Origin of the sequence: Anoxybacillus eryuanensis (genome assembly GCF_051200995.1) — a bacterium.
GTDB classification, from domain to species: Bacteria; Bacillota; Bacilli; order Bacillales; family Anoxybacillaceae; genus Anoxybacillus; species Anoxybacillus tengchongensis.
In genome coordinates, this window is the sequence record NZ_JBPODS010000011.1 from 23,678 (window position 1) to 41,768 (window position 18,091).

Below are 18,091 nucleotides of genomic sequence, written 5' to 3' on the forward strand. Positions count from 1 at the left end.
TTTAAAACAACTCCTTGCATTTTGTATAAACTTCGTGCGGTAAGAACGGGTTGCCATCATATTTCAACACGTTAAATACTTTCTCAGCATGTCCAACGTTCATTTTCAAAATGTTGGCAAGTTGTCCTGTTGCGTTATTTTCAACAACAACAACTTTTTTCGCTGATTGCACAAGCGGCAACATTTCTTCAGTTGGGAACGGATGAATGAGACGAACGTGTGCATGGTTTACTTTGATGCCATCGCGCTCCAAACGTTCCATCGCCTCTTCAATTGCCCCACGCGTTGAGTTAAACCCAACGATTAATAAATCCGCTTCCTCATGCTTCACATGTTTATGAACTGGTGTCGGGAATTGAATATGTTTTAGTTTGCGTAAACGCTTATCCATTTGCGCAATACGATTCGCTGCTACTTCAGAAGGACGACCTGTTTCATCGTGCTCAACGCCTGTGACATGATGAATACCATTTTTCATTCCAGGCAATACACGCGGTGACACGCCGTCTTCTGTCACTTCATATCGTTTAAAACAACCTTTGTCTGGAATTTCAGGAAGCTCCCCTGTTACGAGCTTGCCACGACGAATTTCAATTTTATCATATTCTAGCGGCTCAACGGTTTGCTTACCTAACGAAAGTTGCAAGTCTGTTAAAACAATGACTGGACATTGATACTCTTCTGCAATATTAAACGCTTCAACCATATCGTAAAAAGCTTCTTGCACAGTACTTGGCGCCATGACAACTTTCGGAATCTCTCCGTGCGTACCGTAAATCATTGCCATTAAATCTGACTGCTCTTGTTTTGTCGGAAGACCTGTGCTTGGACCACCGCGTTGCGTATCAACAATGACAATTGGTGTTTCTGTAATTCCAGCTAATCCGATCGCTTCCATCATAAGCGAAAGACCAGGACCAGCTGAAGCTGTCAACGTACGTACACCAGCATAGTTTGCGCCAATAGCCATTGTACAAGCTGCGATTTCATCTTCTGTTTGAATGACAGTGCCACCGAACTGTGGAAGTTTTTTAATTAAGTATTCCATAATTTCAGATGCTGGCGTAATTGGGTAAGCCGCCATGAAACGAGCGCCACCAGCAAGTGCACCAAGCGCAATCGCGTCGTTTCCAATCATAAACATTCTCTTTTTGCCATCTGCCTTATCAAGTTGCATTAATTGAATGTTGTCACCAAGTTGTTCACGCATAAACTGAGCGCCCGCTCTGATCGCTTCCATGTTTTTAGCAACGACTTGTTCGCCTTTGCGACCGAAAATCTCCTGAACGACCCCTTCATATACGCTAATATCGAGACCGAGCACTGCGCTGGAAGCTCCGACTGCAACCATGTTTTTCATTAAAGCTGTTCCTAATTCTGTTGCGATATCTGTAAATGGAACCGCATACAACGTAGCTCTTGACTCATCTGGAATCGTCGGATTAAACTTGGCGTCTGCGATGACGATCCCGCCTTGACGCAACTCGTGAAAGTTAAAATCAATTGTCTCTTGGTCAAAAGCTACTAATATATCAAGATCATCGGCAATCGAACGAACTTGTGTTGTGCTAACACGAATTTTATTGTTCGTGTGACCACCTTTAATTCGAGATGAAAAGTGGCGATAACCGTATAAATAGTAGCCTAGTCGGTTGAGCGCAATGGAGAATATCTCTCCCGTACTTTCAATACCTTCCCCTTGTTGTCCTCCAACTTTCCATGAAAGTTGACTAATCATGTCTTACACCCCTTTAAAGTTCCATCAATTGTGACGTAACATTGTACGATTATAAGTGTAGCACTTTTCCAAAAAAAGCTCTACCATTTCGCTTAATAAATTTTTTGAAAAATTTCATATACTAAACGCTTTCATTCTAGCCCTATTGCAAAAAAATTGCAACATATTTGTTACAAAAATGTGAATTTTTCTTCCGATTTTTTATTGAGGAATTCGCTCATAAAAATTGCAAAACAAAAATTTTCTCACTTGCTCTTCTTTAAAATGTTTTAGCAACTCGTCAATGAAATGAGTGTAATGGGAAACATTCGCCAATTGATCGACTGTTTCAAAAATGCCATCAAAATCAGATCCGAAGCCAATATGATTTTCTCCACCTAATGAACAAATATGGTCGATATGACGCAATACATCTGTTACCGTCGTCGTTTGCGTGTCATGACGTAAAAATTGTGGAACAAACGTCACACCAATGACCCCATTTTTCTTAATCAGCGCTTCAATTTGATCATCACGCAAATTGCGCGGATGCGGGCAAAGCGTGTACGCATTTGAATGTGAAGCAATCGGATAATGAGCCAATTCAATGACATCCCAAAACGCTCGTTCACTTAAATGTGACACATCTGTCCAGCATTGTTGTTCGTTCAATAAATGAACAACTTCTTTCCCGAATTTCGTTAAACCTCCCCCCCGTTGCTCGAGTGCCCCATCCGCTACCATATTTGCATCATTCCACGTTAAACCGACAGAACGAACACCAAGTCGAAGAAGTGTACGCAGTTGCGTTAAACTTTCACCAATGGCTTCACATCCTTCTAATGTGAGCATGGCGCCAATTTCATTTGATTGTAATTGATCAATTTCTTTTTTTGAACGAACAACTTTCATATTTGGCTGTGACACAACCTTCTCATAAAAATAATCAATCATCTCTAAAGCTACGAAAAAACGTGACTCAGGCCTTACATGTTTTGGGATATAAATAGCAAATCCTTGTACAGTTATACCTGCCTGCTTTAATCCATCGTACGTTACATGTAACGACGGACTGCGTTCAAACGATACATCTTGGTCACAAAATAATTGATATAAAACGTCACAATGAGCGTCAAATATACGCACAACGATCCCTCCGTAAAAAAATAGGGCTTCACTTTTTTATAGCTAATAAATGATCAAATTACAAAAATAACCTGTTTGCTTAACAAGCAAACAGGTTTATGCGTATTAACGCGGCTCAACAATGAGTTTAATTGCTGTCCGCTCTTCTCCATCAATTTGAATGTCCGTAAATGCAGGAATACAAATGAGATCAACTCCGCTCGGTGCTACGAATCCTCGCGCGATTGCTACTGCCTTAACGGCTTGATTTAATGCACCTGCGCCAATTGCTTGAATTTCGGCTGCACCGCGCTCCCTCAACACGCCTGCAAGTGCACCAGCTACGGAATTAGGATTAGACTTTGCTGAAACTTTTAATATTTCCATTTCTAGCTCCTCCTCGTTTCTAACAATTGCTTGTAAAAAAGTTGTACTGTTCATTATATATTCATCCCTGTTTGCCTGTATTCCTGCTACCATATGAAATTTTTCTGAAAAATCTTAAAAGAGGAACTAGTCGAAATATGGGTGATCGTCATTAATCATAATCCGTTGAATCGATTTCGTTTTTCCGCTTTTTTCATCTACCTCAATGAGCACAGCATTCAACTGCGCGCGTCCTGTGGTGACTTCAAAACGAACAGGTAAGCCCGTTAAAAATTTGCGCAACACTGCCTCACGATCCACTCCCAAAACCCCGTCATAAGGACCCGTCATACCGACATCGGTAATATAACCCGTTCCGTTTAGCAAAATGCGTGAGTCAGCCGTTTGAACGTGTGTATGCGTGCCAACAACAGCGCTTACTCGACCGTCTAAATACCATCCCATCGCTTGTTTCTCGCTCGTTGCCTCCGCATGAAAATCAACGAGAATCACAGGAGTCCGCGCAAGCGCCATTTCTACTAATTCATCTGCTTTTTTAAATGGGCAATCAATTGCTGGCAAGAACGTTCTTCCTTGCAAACTCATCACTGCGACTTCATATCCCTCTACTTGAATAAACACAATCCCTTTTCCTGGTGTACCTACTGGAAAATTTGCCGGACGGACAAGTACTTTCGCTTGATCAATAAATTCGAAAATTTCACGATTATCCCACGAATGATTTCCAAGCGTCACCACATGTACTCCCATCTCTAAAAAACGGCGATATATTTTTTCGGTAATCCCTTTCCCACCAGCAGCATTTTCGCCGTTAACAACAATCACATGTGGCTTATATTTTGCCTTTAGTTTCGGGACGTATTCATCAACCATTTTTCTCCCCGGCTGTCCAACAACATCACCGATAAATAATATTTTCATCGTATTACCCTTTCTATACTCATGATTTCTATTTTTCAGTTTCGCACAAAATAAAGCGTTTATCAATACGAAAAAGCTACCCCATATGAGGAGTAGCTTTTATTTTGCATATTCCACAGCTCGCGTTTCACGAATGACAGTAACTTTAATATGACCTGGATAGTCAAGCTCCTCTTCAATGCGCTTGCGAATATCACGTGCTAAACGATGAGCTTCCAAGTCATCGATCATATCTGGTTTCACCATAATACGAATTTCGCGCCCTGCTTGAATAGCATATGATTTTTCAACCCCTTCATATGACTCAGCAATCTCTTCAAGCTTTTCAAGGCGACGAATATAGTTTTCTAATGTTTCACTACGAGCACCTGGTCGGGCAGCCGATAATGCGTCTGCAGCAGCAACAAGAACAGCAATAATAGACGTTGGCTCCGTATCACCATGATGGGAAGCGATACTGTTAATGACAACCGGATGCTCTTTATATTTAGTTGCTAACTCTACACCAATTTCAACATGGCTTCCTTCTACTTCATGGTCAACAGCTTTTCCGATGTCATGAAGTAGACCTGCTCGTCTTGCAAGCATCTCATCTTCTCCTAACTCAGCTGCCATTAAACCAGCTAAGTATGCGACTTCCATCGAATGTTTAAGGACATTTTGTCCGTAGCTTGTACGGAACTTCAATCGTCCTAAAATTTTAATTAAATCTGGGTGCAATCCGTGAACACCAACTTCGAACGTTGTTTGCTCTCCAACTTCACGAATATGCTCATCCACTTCTCTTCTCGCTTTTTCGACCATTTCTTCAATTCGTGCCGGATGAATACGCCCGTCTTGAACAAGCTTATCTAAAGCAAGTCTAGCCGTTTCGCGACGAATTGGGTCAAATCCGGATAAAATTACCGCTTCTGGTGTATCATCGATAATTAAATCGATTCCCGTTAGCGTTTCTAGCGTCCGAATGTTACGCCCTTCGCGACCAATGATACGACCTTTCATTTCGTCATTTGGCAAGTTCACAACAGATACAGTCGTTTCTGCTACATGATCAGCAGCACAGCGTTGAATAGCAAGCGATAAAATTTCTTTTGCTTTTTTATCAGCTTCTTCTTTCACTTTCGTCTCTGCTTCTTTGACCATGAGCGCGATTTCATGAGAAAGTTCTTTCTCTACACGCTCTAAAATGATTTGCCGTGCTTCCTCACGCGTCAAGTTAGAAATGCGCTCAAGTTCTGCTTGTTCTTTTCGAACGAGTTCTTCCACTTTGCTTTCCATCTCTTCAATATGCTGTTGTCTTTCATTGAGAGAATTCTCTTTTTTCTCAAGCAACGCCTCTCGTTTGTTTAAAGATTCGTCCTTTCGATCGAGATTCTCTTCCTTTTGTAACAAACGATTTTCTTGTTTTTGCAATTCACTTCTTCGTTCGCGGATTTCTCGTTCTGCTTCCACACGAAGTTTGTGAATTTCATCCTTTGCTTCAAGGAGAGCCTCTTTTTTCAATGCGTCTGCTTCTCGTTTCGCTTCTTCGATCATTTGCTTGGCAGCTGCTTGTGCACCACCAATTTTTGCCTCGGCAATGGATTTACGAACAAAAAAGCCAACAACTGCACCGACGACTAGGGCAAGCAAAGCGGAGATGATCGTTTCACCCATTGTCCTCACCTCCTCTTGCTATAAATTCGTTACTTCATCAATGTCGGCATGTACATTGCAACCATTCAACATACACTTCAAAATTGTCAAATATACATGTACATTTTAAAGGTGACCTTTCATATTGTCAAGGCTTGTCATTGTGGGAAAGCGTTTCATATGGTTCAAATTACAAAATAAAACAAAAAGAGACACAACGTGCCTCTTTTTACTCTAAGAAATCTAAATCATCTTCACGCACAGGTGTTGTTGATACACCTGTTGTAATGCCATAATGTTGACGAATTTCACGCGCAATTTCTTCCATGATGTGTGGGTTTTCTTTTAAAAATTGTTTGGCATTTTCGCGCCCTTGTCCTAATCGTTCATCTTTGTATGAATACCAAGCACCGCTTTTTTGAATAATGTCTAGCTCAGCACCCATATCAATGATTTCGCCTTCCTTTGAAATTCCTTCCCCATACATAATATCTACGTCTGCTGTTTTAAATGGTGGTGCCACTTTGTTTTTCACGACTTTAATTTTTGTTTTATTTCCAACCATGTCGTTACCTTGCTTGATTTGTTCAGCACGACGGACTTCTAAACGAACAGATGCATAAAACTTCAATGCACGACCACCAGGAGTTGTCTCAGGGTTTCCGAACATAACCCCTACTTTCTCCCTTATTTGGTTAATAAAGATAGCGATCGTTTTAGATTTATTAATCGCACCAGATAATTTTCGTAACGCTTGAGACATGAGTCGTGCCTGTAATCCAACGTGAGCATCGCCCATTTCTCCTTCAATTTCCGCTTTTGGAACAAGGGCAGCAACGGAGTCAATAACAATAATGTCAACTGCTCCACTGCGTACGAGCGCTTCCGCAATTTCTAATGCTTGCTCTCCTGTATCCGGTTGTGAAAGCAACAATTCATCAATATTCACACCTAACTTTTCAGCATATACAGGGTCTAGGGCATGTTCTGCGTCAATAAACGCTGCTTGACCACCTTGCTTTTGTACTTCAGCAATGGCGTGAAGAGCAACTGTTGTTTTCCCTGAGGATTCCGGACCATAAATTTCAATAATACGTCCACGCGGATATCCTCCTACCCCGAGCGCAATATCAAGTGCAAGGGAACCACTCGATACAGTCGAAATTTGTCGATCTGTTTGCTCCCCTAGCTTCATAATGGAACCTTTTCCAAACTGTTTCTCAATTTGCTTTAACGCTTGTTCTAAAGCTGCTTGACGATCGTTCAAAGAAACTCCTCCTTTTGCTTGTGAGAAATAAAGCAGTCACTGCTACTTATTACTATACATGTTTTATGTTTATTTGCCAAGAAAAAAACGAATAAATGTTCGTAAATCAATGTAGCAGTTGTAGTAAATAATAACAACCGTATTTCGCTGCTCGCATCCGAATGGCTTGACGATCACCAGATAATGTCAGTGGAAATGTTTTCGTCCCTTGCTCAGTCGATATCCCAATCCAAACCGTTCCTACTCGTTTTCCTTCCAATTCACTTGGTCCTGCGACACCTGTGAAGCTAATTCCAATATCGCTTCGGCAAAGCTTTCGAACGTTTTCTGCCAACAATTGGGCGCACCGTTCACTTACTGCTCCCTCTGTTTGTAATATTTCTTTCGGCACATGAAGTACATTTTCCTTTATTTCATTTGTATAACATACAACTCCTCCCGCTATAACTGAAGAAGCTGTCGGAAGTACAGTCATTCCCTCTAAAAACAATCCTCCCGTTAAACTCTCAGCAACAGCAAGCGTCTTATTCTTTGTTTTTAATGTAGCTAACAGTTTACTAAACAACGTTTCATCGTTGTAACCGTAAAAATAAGGACGCACGCGTGCTAAAATTTTTTGCTCTACCTCGTTAATCATTCGCTTCGCTTCTTCTTCGCGTTCATGCTTCGCTGTTAAGCGAAGAGTCACTTCACCATCAGACGCAAGTGGAGCGATCGTTGGATTTGTTTGCGCATCAATCAAATCTTCTATTTCTGCTTCTAGTTGTGATTCACCGATATGAAAAAAGCGCAAAACGAGTGATACGATTTTTTCGCGAACATGAAGTTTTTGCAATAAAAAAGGACGTCCATATTTTATGAACATCGGTTTCATTTCTTTCGGTGGCCCTGGGAGAAGCATATATGTGATATGGTCAACAGTAATTGCCATGCCAGGAGCCATCCCATGTTCATTTTTTAGCACACAACTTCCTTCCAACACAAGCGCCTGTTTTCGGTTGTTAGGAGACATCGGGCGATTTGTTTTCGAAAAATAATCACAAATGGAACGCCATGCTTCTTCATCTAAGACAAGTGATTTATTCAGCATCTTCGCAATCGTTTCTTTTGTTAAATCATCCTTTGTTGGCCCAAGTCCTCCTGTAAAAATAATCAAATTCGAGCGTTGCTTAGCCATTTCAATCGCATGTGTAAGTCTTTGAGGATTATCCCCAACAACCGTATGGTAATATACATCTATCCCTATTTCAGCTAATTGTTGCGATAAAAATTGGGCGTTTGTATTTGTAATTTGACCAAGTAAAAGTTCCGAGCCGACCGCAATAATTTCCGCCTTCATCTTTCTCCCATCCCCTTTTTATTTACTTTGAATGACGAAATGCATGTTTATTTTTTGCGAAATAGTCCCATCCTGACCAAATCGTGAAAATGAGTGCGATCCATAAGGAAATATCCGCAAACGGAAACGACAACAAGGAGAAAGGAATATTATGCAAAAGAAGGGCAGCAATTGCTATAATTTGCGTCCACGTTTTAATTTTCCCAAGCATATTGGCTGCTACAACTTCACCTTCTCCAGCTAACACGAGTCGCAATCCCGTTACTGCAAATTCACGACTAATGATAACAATGACCATCCACGCTGGCGCCAACTCCAATTGAACGAGCGCAATGAGCGCAGCAGACACAAGTAATTTATCTGCAAGCGGATCAAGAAATTTTCCTAAATTCGTTACCAACCCATATTTTCGTGCATAGTATCCATCAACCCAATCTGTTGTTGATGCAATAATAAAAATAAGCGCAGCAACAGCGTGTGTCATCGGTAACTGTTCTGGCCCAATTTGAATCATCCCTAAGTCAATTGGTGCTAACAAGAAAATAAGGAAAAAAGGAATGAGTAACATTCGCGCAATCGTAATTTGATTCGGTATATTCACAGCACTAACCTCCAACACGTCATACAACATCACTGTTTTTTGTAAATAATTGTAATATCTTGACGTACGTGATCACTTGGATTAACAGGGTATTGAAGTGTTTGTCCATTTATTTTCACTTCTGTATTTAATGTTTGTCCGATAACTAACAACACTTCTGTTTCGTTCGTCAAATCGAACGTTTCAGTTTGATTTGCGTACATCATTTTGCGTGCAAATGCCTTTCCTTTCCCGTTTTTCACTTCAATCCAAGCATCACCCTTTGTTGCAATGTCAATAATCAACTGTTCTCCGCTCACTTCAAGCGTTGATTTTCGACCATTCGTTTCCACTACTTCGACCATTGCTTTCGATGATTGTTCTTGTTGTTCTTTTTCCTTTTCTTGTTTTTGTTCATTTTGTTTTTTCGGTTGTTGCTCGGTTGCTTGCTCAGACTGTTCAAATTCTGTCTTTTCATTAATCACTTGCTCTTGCGGCTGTTCGTTCACCATTCTGTTTTGAAAGAAAAACCAAAGAACAACTGCTACGCCGACAGCTAGCATACCGATTAAAATTTTCGGAAGAACATCAAGTACTTTTTCACCTTGTTCTGATAGTTGTCGCGATTTAACACGAGACAACTCGCCTGGAAGTTCTTCTTGTTGAGCATTTGGAATTTCATTTGCGTATTGTTCAAACAACTCATCCGGATCAAGACCGACCGCCTCTGCATATTGACGAATAAATGCCCGAACATAAAACTTCCCTGGCATAATGACATAATTTCCTTGTTCAATCGCGATCAAATATCGCTTTTGAATTTTAGTAATTTGTTGTAAATCATCTAAACTCATATTGCGTTGTTCTCTCGCTTCTTTCAAACGCTTCCCTAACTCTGTCAACGGAAACACCTTCCATCTTTAGAAATCGATATTTGAAAAACCGTCGTTACCAAAAAAAGAGGATTGGTCAACGAGATCATACGTAATCTCCTCATCTGGATCGTGACGCAATTCAATAATATAATCAAAATCGTCCAATTTATATTCTGTATGCCTCACAAAAATATCGGGATGTTCAATCACTTTTGTTGCTGGTAATCGCATCAGCTCGCGAATCAGCTGCCAATGCCGCTCGTTTGAACGACGTGTTGATACAATTCCGTCAATAATAAAGACATTATTTTCGCTATATTCATCTTCAATAAGCTGACTGCGAATCGTTTGCTTAATTAACGTAGAAGAAACAAATAACCAACGTTTATTCGCACATACGCTCGCAGCCACAATGGATTCGGTTTTTCCAACACGTGGCATACCGCGAATACCAATTAACTTGTGACCTTCCTGTTTAAATAACTCCGCCATAAAATCGACAAGCAAACCTAATTCATCTCGAACAAAACGGAACGTTTTTTTATCATCAGCATCGCGCTGAATATAACGCCCATGCCGAACAGCAAGACGATCTCGGAGCTTCGGTTCACGCAACTTTGTTACCGTGATATCTTCCATCGTCGCTAAAATGGATTGTAGCCGCTCAATTTGTTCATGACTTTTACATAACAACAGCATACCTCGCCGCGAATCATCCACTCCGTTAATCGTGACGATATTAATGGACAACATACCAAGAAGCGATGCGATATCTCCTAACAACCCCGGACGATTCATATGTATTTCATACTCTAAATACCATTCTTTTTTCTCCATATACCCCTTCTCCCCTTTACGTTACACGATGCGATCATTGAAGCAACGCTTTGTCGAAACACGCATGTATGTTTATTTTACCATTTGAATGCGAGAATGAAAAGAATGGACGACCGTTTTTTGTGAACAGATAAACATAGTAAAACAAGCTGGTGGATATCACCAGCTTGCGCCTACATGACTTATTTATTTTGGACAAGTTTGATCATCATGTTTGCAATAGCATGTTGCTCTTGCTCATTTGCAACATGCCACAAGTCAGCAAGTACACGCTCTTCTGGGTTTTTAGGATCGACTTGTTTTGCCAAGTAGTCGCCAATTTGATAAGCAATATCCGAAATAACTTGCTGGTTCATTCCTTGGGCTTCTGCTTGATGAAGGCGATCAGCTAAAAAGCTCTTCCATTGCTCAAAATTATCAAGAACAGACATATGCAAACCTCCTTGAAATTCGTTTCAAGAACAGTTTGCCTCATAAAACAAAAAATTATGCTCGCTTAACAATACCAACCGCCATTGACAGATAAAATTTGTCCCGTAATATACGATGCATGGTCAGAGATTAAAAATGACACTGCTTTCGCTACATCTTCTGGTTTTCCAATTCTACCAAGCGGAATCTCGTTCGTTAACGCTTCTAACTCCTCTTCAGTAAACTCATGGAGCATCGGTGTATCAATGGCCCCTGGAGCAATAGCGTTTACTCGTATACCACTCGGTGCAACTTCTTTCGCTAACGCTTTAACAAACGTATTTTGTGCCCCTTTCACCATCGAATACAATACTTCGCATGACGCCCCTGTGAGTCCCCAAATTGATGAAATAACAACAATTTGTCCGCGACGTTGTTGAATCATCGAAGGCAACAATCGTTTTGTCAGTAAAAATGGACTTGTTACATGCAATTGCACCATTCGCTCTACTTGTTCGTCATCCATATCCGTCACCAAGCCATAAGCACTCATCCCACTGTTATGGACGATGACGTCAAGCGGATGGAAGACGGAAGATACTAACACATCTACCCCTGAAGGATGAGATAAATCGGCTTGAATTGTATATATGTCTGTTGATAATTGTTTCACTAACGTTTGAACAGATTGTTCATTTTTGTAGTAGTGTAAATACAATCCATATCCATCTTTCGCAAGTTGTCGGGCAATGGCTTGCCCAATCCCTCCGCTTGCTCCTGTAATTAATGCATATTTCATCTTCCTTCACCTTTTTGGAACAACTTGACATACTGTCAACTGTTCACGCATAAAACATTCGCGGGCAACTGCTTTTATATCATCCGATGTCAGTGATTGTAGCGTCCTTACAACATCGAATAAACTCATTTCATCAAATGCGTAACGAGTGAACTGGTTGGCAATATACTCAAGTGAGTTCAACGAGCGTAAAAATGATCCGATTTTTTTTCTTTTCATCCGCTCTACTTTTTCATCATCAATATCGGAAAACTGTACGAGAATACGCTCAATTTCTTTCGCTAATTCATCAGGTTGCGATGTGTCGCCACCAATTAAACCAAATCCAAAATCACTTTCTTCTGTATAATCGACCATAAATGTTTCATCAATTAATCCTTGTTGATATAACCGCTCATAGTGTGGTGAACTTTTTCCAAATAAATAATCAAGCAATAGTCCCATCGCACATTCATGTTTTAATTTTTCTTTTCCCTTTGCATATACATGTTTTGCTTTTATACCAACGAGACATTTTGGTGTCTGTACGTTCATTTCAATGACATGTTTCTCGCGCGCGACATGTGATGGCTCTTCGTACTGGAACCGCTCAATCTCTGTTGGTAAACGGAACGTTTTTTTTGTTTGATTATTACGTATTTGTTCGAGTGTAGTCAATGGATCAACCGGACCGGTAACAAACAACAACATATTACTCGGGTGATAAAACGTCTCATAACATTCATACAATAAATCTTTCGTAATATGTGAAATGGACTCCACCGTTCCCGCAATATCAATTTTTACAGGATGATTGTGATACATGCTTTCAATTGTTCCAAAATACAAACGCCAATCCGGGTTATCGTCATACATGCGAATTTCTTGAGCGATAATTCCTTTTTCTTTTTCAACCGTTTGCTCTGTAAAATATGGTTCTTGAACAAAATCAAGTAAAGTTTCTAAATTTTCCTCTACATTTGTCGTGCTGGAAAATAAATAAGCTGTGCGTGTAAAAGACGTAAAAGCATTTGCTGATGCTCCTTGTTTGCTAAACGTTTGGAATACATCACCGTCTTCTTTTTCAAACAATTTATGCTCTAAAAAATGGGCGATACCATCCGGCACTTTTTTCATACTCGTTTTGCCATATGGAGTAAAGCAGTTATCTACTGAACCGTACTTCGTTGTAAACGTTGCATATGTTTTATTAAATTCCTTTTTCGGTAAAATATAAACAGCTAATCCGTTGTTTAACCGCTCATAAAATAATTGTTCTTGTAACTGATCATAGCGAATGACCTTCATTGTTTCTCACCTTCCTTCTCCGTTAAAAAATAAATGGTATCTAATTCAATTTTTTTACCTACACGAACAACATCTTCACGCGTCACTTTTTCGATCCCTTCTAACCATTCAGCTAATGGGCGTTGTCGTGTTGCAATAACGTTATGATAAGAGATCTCAATCATTCCCCGCGCTGTATCAACCGTTTCTAACAGTTGATTACGAATGACTGCTTTTGTTTGAGTGATTTCCTCATCGCTAAATTGCCCATTGCGCATCGCCTCCGCCTGAGCATGAATAATTTCAAGTGCACGCTCATAATTGCTCGGTTCAATGCCTGCCATCACCATCATCATTCCTTGATGACTTTCGATACGCGAAGCTGCATAATAAGCTAAACTCGCCTTTTCTCGCACATTCATAAACAATTTTGAATGGGCAAACCCACCAAAGATCCCATTCCATACTTGTAACGCATTGTAATCCGCATCGTTATATGTCGTATTTGTTCGATAGCCAAGATGTAGCTTTCCTTGCTTCACATCTTGTTTTTCTATAACTTCTTGCACATTTGTTCGTTTCGCTAACGTTGTCGTTTCAATCGAACGCAAAGGACGAGCCTCTAGTGAAAAACGCTCAGCAACACCATGTTCTACATCCGTTAGCGTCACATCTCCGACAATGTATAAGTCTATTTCATCGTGTTTTAACATGTGCTCGTAATGTTTATATAAACGTTTAGCATCAATTGTATCAACATCATTCAGTTTACCGTGAACATCGAGAGCATAAGGCGAACCTTTATACATCTCTTCAATGAGTCGATGTTGAGCATATCTCATTTTATCATCAAACAACGATTGTATTTTTTGTTTTAATGCTCGTTTTTCTTGCTCAACGATGGCAACAGAAAATCCACCTTGCTCAGTAAGCGGACGAAACACCATATCGCTAAAGAGCGTCAACGCTTCGCGCAGTAGTGGAGATGTATCGCCTAAAAATTTTTCGTTTGCCACATCCATTCGGATCGTAATTACATGATGTTCCCCTTTTTTCGCCAAATCTACTTGTAACGTCGCACCGTATAATTCATCTAAATATGTACGAAACTCCTTCATGGAAGGATGTCGCTCTGTAGCATTTTGTAGCACATACGGAACGAGCGCACGCATCGTTATATCTTGTTCGCATAATGGAGCTTTCATCTTTAACACGAGCGTATTCGTTTTATATTTTTTTGTTGGAATGACATGAAGGCGAAGGCCGCCTATTGTTTTCACTTCTTCTTGAAACATACAATCACTTCCTTTTTATTTTATATCCTCGACATTTTTTCTTTCTCTTATCCGCTAAATAAATCGGATGACAAGTATCGCTCTCCTGTATCTGGTGCCATACAAAGCACACGTGCATCTTTCGGGAGAGTTCGCGCCACTTGAACTGCACAAAAAGCAGCTGCCCCGGCTGAAGCCCCTACTAAAATTCCTTCTTCTGATGCCAATCGGCGCGCCATTGTTTGTGCCTCTTCATCTTTGACAAGCAAAATATCATCATATACGTTTCGGTTTAAAATACGAGGGATAAATCCTGGTCCAGTGCCTGGAATTTTATGTGGTCCCGGCTGTCCACCTGATAATACAGGAGATCCGTACGGCTCAACTACATAAATATGTAAATTAGGGAACTTTTTCTTCAACTCTTCCCCTGTTCCTGTTACCGTTCCCCCTGTTCCTGCCGTAAGTACAAACGCATCAATTCCTTCTGGAAATGCTTCTATAATTTCAAGCGCTGTACTCGCTCGATGGGCATCTGGATTTGCTTTATTTTCAAATTGCATGGGAATGAAACTATGTGGAATGCTCTCAGCAAGTCGATATGCTTCATCAATAGCCCCTTGCATACGCAAAGATGCAGGAGTTAAGTGCACTTCCGCTCCGTATGCTTTTAATAAATTGACACGTTCCTTTGTCGCATTATCTGGCATCGTAATGATGCAACGATAACCTTTTGCTGCGCATACCATCGCTAACCCAATTCCTGTATTTCCTGATGTTGGCTCAATGATCGTGCTTTGAAAAGGGGCAATTTTCCCTTCTTGTTCTGCTCGCTCAATCATTCGTCTAGCCGCACGATCTTTTACACTTCCACCAGGATTAAACGATTCAAGTTTCATATATACACTTGCACCATTTGGAAAAACGACACGATTGAGCTTCACAATTGGCGTATTTCCAATCAAGTCAATGATAGATCCGCACATTTTCTCTCCTTCTTTCTATGTAAACCTTTTTTCCTATTGTACTACATATAAACATGACAATGGTGTCGAAACGTTTGAAGAAACCGAAAAAATAAGCTAAAATACACATGAGGGTATTTCAATATACATGGAGGCGATGATGTGATGCGAAAATGGTTTTCTTTTTTACTTACATTTCTTTTCATCGTAAGTGGATGTGCACAAGATCGTTATACAAATATTTCTGTCGATGAAGCTGCGCAAATGATGCAAAAAGAAGACGTTGTTGTGCTCGATGTCCGTACAGAAGAGGAATATGCTTCTGGTCATATTCCTGGAGCTATTTTATTACCTTTACAACAACTTCCTGATCGTATGAATGAGCTTAACAAAAACAAGACGTATATTGTCGTTTGTCGTTCAGGTAATCGCTCAGCCCAAGCAAGCGAACTGCTAGTAAAAGAAGGGTTCACAAATATATATAATATGACTGGCGGTATGAACGAATGGAAAGGTGAAGTTGAAAAATAGGAGGGGCTCTCCTATTTTTCAATTAAAAACGATATACGCCTCTCTTTTTCATTCCATATAAGCGCAGCGTTGAATGTGCTTTCTCCCTTTTTAAATCCTTTGATAACGTTCGTTTTTCCTTCTGCTAATAGTTTTTTGACGTTTGTTTGTGAAATAGATTTCCCTAAAATCTTTTTTGAAATGGTAAATGGACACTTTGTTTTCGCATAGTTGATACATCCGTAAAACGAGCCTTTATCCACAACGGAGCCTCCACAAATCTTACATGTTCCAACATTTTTTTCAATCGTTGCTTTTTTCTTTTGCTGAATCGAAGCGGTATCTAGCCCTTCAAATGACCAATGATTTGCCATTTGTACCGCATCGGTCACAATTTTCGCCGCCAATTTTTTCACTTGTTCCATAAATGCTGTGGACGATGCTTTTTCTTCGCCAATTTCACTTAACCGTTGCTCCCATTTTGCGGTCATTTCCGGTGACGCCAAAATGTGCGGGCCGATTGCTTCGATTAATACCTTTCCTTTATCGGTTACATATACTTGATTATTTTTTATCTCAATATAATTTCTCTGTTTTAACGTTGTAATAATGGAGGCGCGAGTAGCTTCTGTCCCGAGTCCTTCTGTTTTTGCTAATACTTTCTCTAATTGCTCGTCATCTAAAAATTTTCCTGCTGTTTTCATTAACGTAATGAGTTCTCCTTCTGTATACCGTTTTGGAGGTTGCGTTTTTCCTTCTTTCACATGCACATCATATACCGTTCCTTTTTCTCCACGTTGTACATTCGGTAAAAGTTCTCCATCATCATCCGGCATAATGAACACAGTCCGCCAGCCTGTTTGTATTTGCTTTTTTCCTTTTGAGATGAAACGAGCGCGCCCATCGACAACAGTTACAATTGTCGTATAGTCAAATATCGCCTCTTCACAATGCGCAGCAATTAATCTTCGAACGATGAGGTCATAAATATTTCGTTCATCATGGCTTAGCTTTGTTAAATCCGGGACTTGTTCGGTCGGAATGATGGCGTAGTGATCCGTCACTTTCTTTTCGTTTACATAACGTTTATTATGTAAAATTGATTTGTGGGAAAGTGGAAAATAGGAAGCATACTCCTCCTTTTGCGAGATCTGCTTTAAAATATAAGGAAATGTTTCCGCTTCTCCTTTTGTCACATATTGTGAATCAGAACGCGGATACGATACATATCCTTTTTGATATAGTTTTTGTAATATATCTAACGTTTTTTGTGGTGAATATTTAAAACGCCTGTTTGCCGTTGCTTGCAATGTTGATAAATTAAATAAAAGCGGCGGTACAAATGTTTTTCGTTCACATGTGACTTCCGCTACTTCTACTTGTTTTTGTTTGCAAAATGTGCACACTTTTTTAGCAAGCTGCTCGTCATATGTGCGGGTTTCATTTTCATGCCACCATTTTCCTTCATATCGCTTTCCATTCACATCAAACGTCGCAACAACTTCCCAAAACGGTTCGGGACGAAATTGCTCAATTTCTTTTTCTCTTCTCACAATAAGAGCGAGCGTAGGCGTTTGTACCCGACCAACAGAAAAGACGTCGTTCATTCCTTTTTGTTTCAATAAAATCGTATACACTCTCGATGCATTTATACCAACAAGCCAATCGGCACATGTTCGCGCATACGCCTCCTCGTATAAAGGACGGGTTTGTTTTTCATCCAATAACTGTCGAAATCCTTGTTCGATCGCTTTCGGTGTGAGCGACGAAATCCAAAGCCGTTTGATCGGTTTTTTTACACCGCTCATGTAGATGATGTTTCGAATGATTAATTCCCCTTCTCTCCCTGCATCACCAGCATGAATAATCCCAGTTACTTCAGGCTTACGAAGCAATTGTTTAATGATCGCAAACTGTTTCCCTTTTTTTCGAGCGATTTCATATTGAAAACGATCCGGAATGATCGGTAACGTATTAAGTGTCCATCGCTTCCATCTTTCTTCATACGTTTCAGGGGAAGCTAATTCAAATAAATGTCCAACTGCCCATGTCATATAGGCCCCCTTTGGAAACAATTCATTTGGTAAAATTTCGATATATCCTTCTTTTTTTTTCGTTTGAAAAATAGATGCTAAAGTTATCCCTTGATCGGGTTTTTCAGCAATAATCACTTTCATTTTTTT

At 40.1% G+C, this 18,091-nt stretch carries 17 protein-coding genes; 1 reads left to right on the forward strand and 16 read right to left on the reverse strand.

The window, feature by feature from the left end; genetic code table 11:
- Position 1: 1 nt before the first annotated feature.
- From HNQ84_RS10700 to cysK, 15 genes are all read right to left on the reverse strand, one after another.
- Positions 2-1,738 carry a 2-oxoacid:acceptor oxidoreductase subunit alpha gene (locus HNQ84_RS10700; protein WP_183243620.1) on the reverse strand — a complete coding sequence of 579 codons (1,737 nt, stop codon included), beginning with the start codon at positions 1,736-1,738 and terminating at the stop codon, positions 2-4.
- A gap of 201 nt (positions 1,739-1,939) precedes the next feature.
- On the reverse strand, positions 1,940-2,863 hold the full coding sequence (locus HNQ84_RS10705) for a dipeptidase (protein ID WP_435622103.1): 924 nt from the start codon (positions 2,861-2,863) through the stop codon (positions 1,940-1,942).
- Between the two features lie 105 nt (positions 2,864-2,968).
- The gene (gene spoVS, locus HNQ84_RS10710) at positions 2,969-3,229 is read right to left on the reverse strand and encodes a stage V sporulation protein SpoVS (protein ID WP_003181955.1); all 261 of its coding nucleotides are present in this window, start codon (positions 3,227-3,229) and stop codon (positions 2,969-2,971) included.
- A gap of 126 nt (positions 3,230-3,355) precedes the next feature.
- Positions 3,356-4,150: a TIGR00282 family metallophosphoesterase gene (locus tag HNQ84_RS10715; RefSeq protein WP_435622104.1), complete on the reverse strand. Its 795-nt coding sequence runs from the start codon at positions 4,148-4,150 to the stop codon at positions 3,356-3,358.
- 99 nt (positions 4,151-4,249) lie between these two features.
- Positions 4,250-5,806, reverse strand: a complete 1,557-nt coding sequence (rny, locus tag HNQ84_RS10720) for a ribonuclease Y (protein WP_183243617.1) — start codon at positions 5,804-5,806, stop codon at positions 4,250-4,252.
- 208 nt (positions 5,807-6,014) lie between these two features.
- Positions 6,015-7,052, reverse strand: coding sequence for a recombinase RecA (gene recA, locus HNQ84_RS10725; protein WP_183243615.1), 1,038 nt, complete (start codon positions 7,050-7,052; stop codon positions 6,015-6,017).
- Positions 7,053-7,158: 106 nt separating this feature from the next.
- Positions 7,159-8,391: a competence/damage-inducible protein A gene (locus HNQ84_RS10730; RefSeq protein WP_435622105.1), complete on the reverse strand. Its 1,233-nt coding sequence runs from the start codon at positions 8,389-8,391 to the stop codon at positions 7,159-7,161.
- A gap of 22 nt (positions 8,392-8,413) precedes the next feature.
- Entirely contained in the window at positions 8,414-8,992 is a 579-nt protein-coding gene (gene pgsA / locus HNQ84_RS10735) for a CDP-diacylglycerol--glycerol-3-phosphate 3-phosphatidyltransferase (RefSeq protein ID WP_435622106.1), read from the reverse strand.
- A 29-nt stretch (positions 8,993-9,021) separates the two neighbouring features.
- Positions 9,022-9,882 (reverse strand): helix-turn-helix domain-containing protein, encoded by an 861-nt coding sequence (locus tag HNQ84_RS10740; RefSeq protein ID WP_435622107.1) that lies wholly within the window; start codon positions 9,880-9,882, stop codon positions 9,022-9,024.
- Between the two features lie 9 nt (positions 9,883-9,891).
- Complete coding sequence (locus tag HNQ84_RS10745; protein WP_183243607.1) at positions 9,892-10,683, reverse strand: DUF3388 domain-containing protein; 792 nt, start codon at positions 10,681-10,683, stop codon at positions 9,892-9,894.
- A 182-nt stretch (positions 10,684-10,865) separates the two neighbouring features.
- Positions 10,866-11,114, reverse strand: a complete 249-nt coding sequence (locus HNQ84_RS10750; RefSeq protein WP_004890680.1) for a DUF3243 domain-containing protein — start codon at positions 11,112-11,114, stop codon at positions 10,866-10,868.
- Between the two features lie 65 nt (positions 11,115-11,179).
- Complete coding sequence (gene ymfI, locus HNQ84_RS10755; protein WP_435622108.1) at positions 11,180-11,893, reverse strand: elongation factor P 5-aminopentanone reductase; 714 nt, start codon at positions 11,891-11,893, stop codon at positions 11,180-11,182.
- 6 nt (positions 11,894-11,899) lie between these two features.
- Positions 11,900-13,180: an EF-P 5-aminopentanol modification-associated protein YfmH gene (gene yfmH / locus HNQ84_RS10760; RefSeq protein WP_435622109.1), complete on the reverse strand. Its 1,281-nt coding sequence runs from the start codon at positions 13,178-13,180 to the stop codon at positions 11,900-11,902.
- Positions 13,177-14,454, reverse strand: coding sequence for an EF-P 5-aminopentanol modification-associated protein YfmF (yfmF, locus tag HNQ84_RS10765; protein WP_055441363.1), 1,278 nt, complete (start codon positions 14,452-14,454; stop codon positions 13,177-13,179). Before yfmF ends, yfmH begins: the two co-directional genes overlap by 4 nt.
- 47 nt (positions 14,455-14,501) lie before the next feature.
- Positions 14,502-15,419 (reverse strand): cysteine synthase A, encoded by a 918-nt coding sequence (gene cysK / locus HNQ84_RS10770; protein ID WP_435622110.1) that lies wholly within the window; start codon positions 15,417-15,419, stop codon positions 14,502-14,504.
- Positions 15,420-15,563: 144 nt separating this feature from the next.
- Between cysK and HNQ84_RS10775 the strand changes: the two genes are divergently transcribed.
- Positions 15,564-15,929, forward strand: a complete 366-nt coding sequence (locus tag HNQ84_RS10775; protein ID WP_032099782.1) for a rhodanese-like domain-containing protein — start codon at positions 15,564-15,566, stop codon at positions 15,927-15,929.
- A gap of 11 nt (positions 15,930-15,940) precedes the next feature.
- Here the strand turns inward: HNQ84_RS10775 and HNQ84_RS10780 are convergent, their stop codons facing one another.
- The gene (locus tag HNQ84_RS10780) at positions 15,941-18,085 is read right to left on the reverse strand and encodes a DNA topoisomerase III (protein ID WP_435622111.1); all 2,145 of its coding nucleotides are present in this window, start codon (positions 18,083-18,085) and stop codon (positions 15,941-15,943) included.
- Positions 18,086-18,091: the final 6 nt, after the last annotated feature.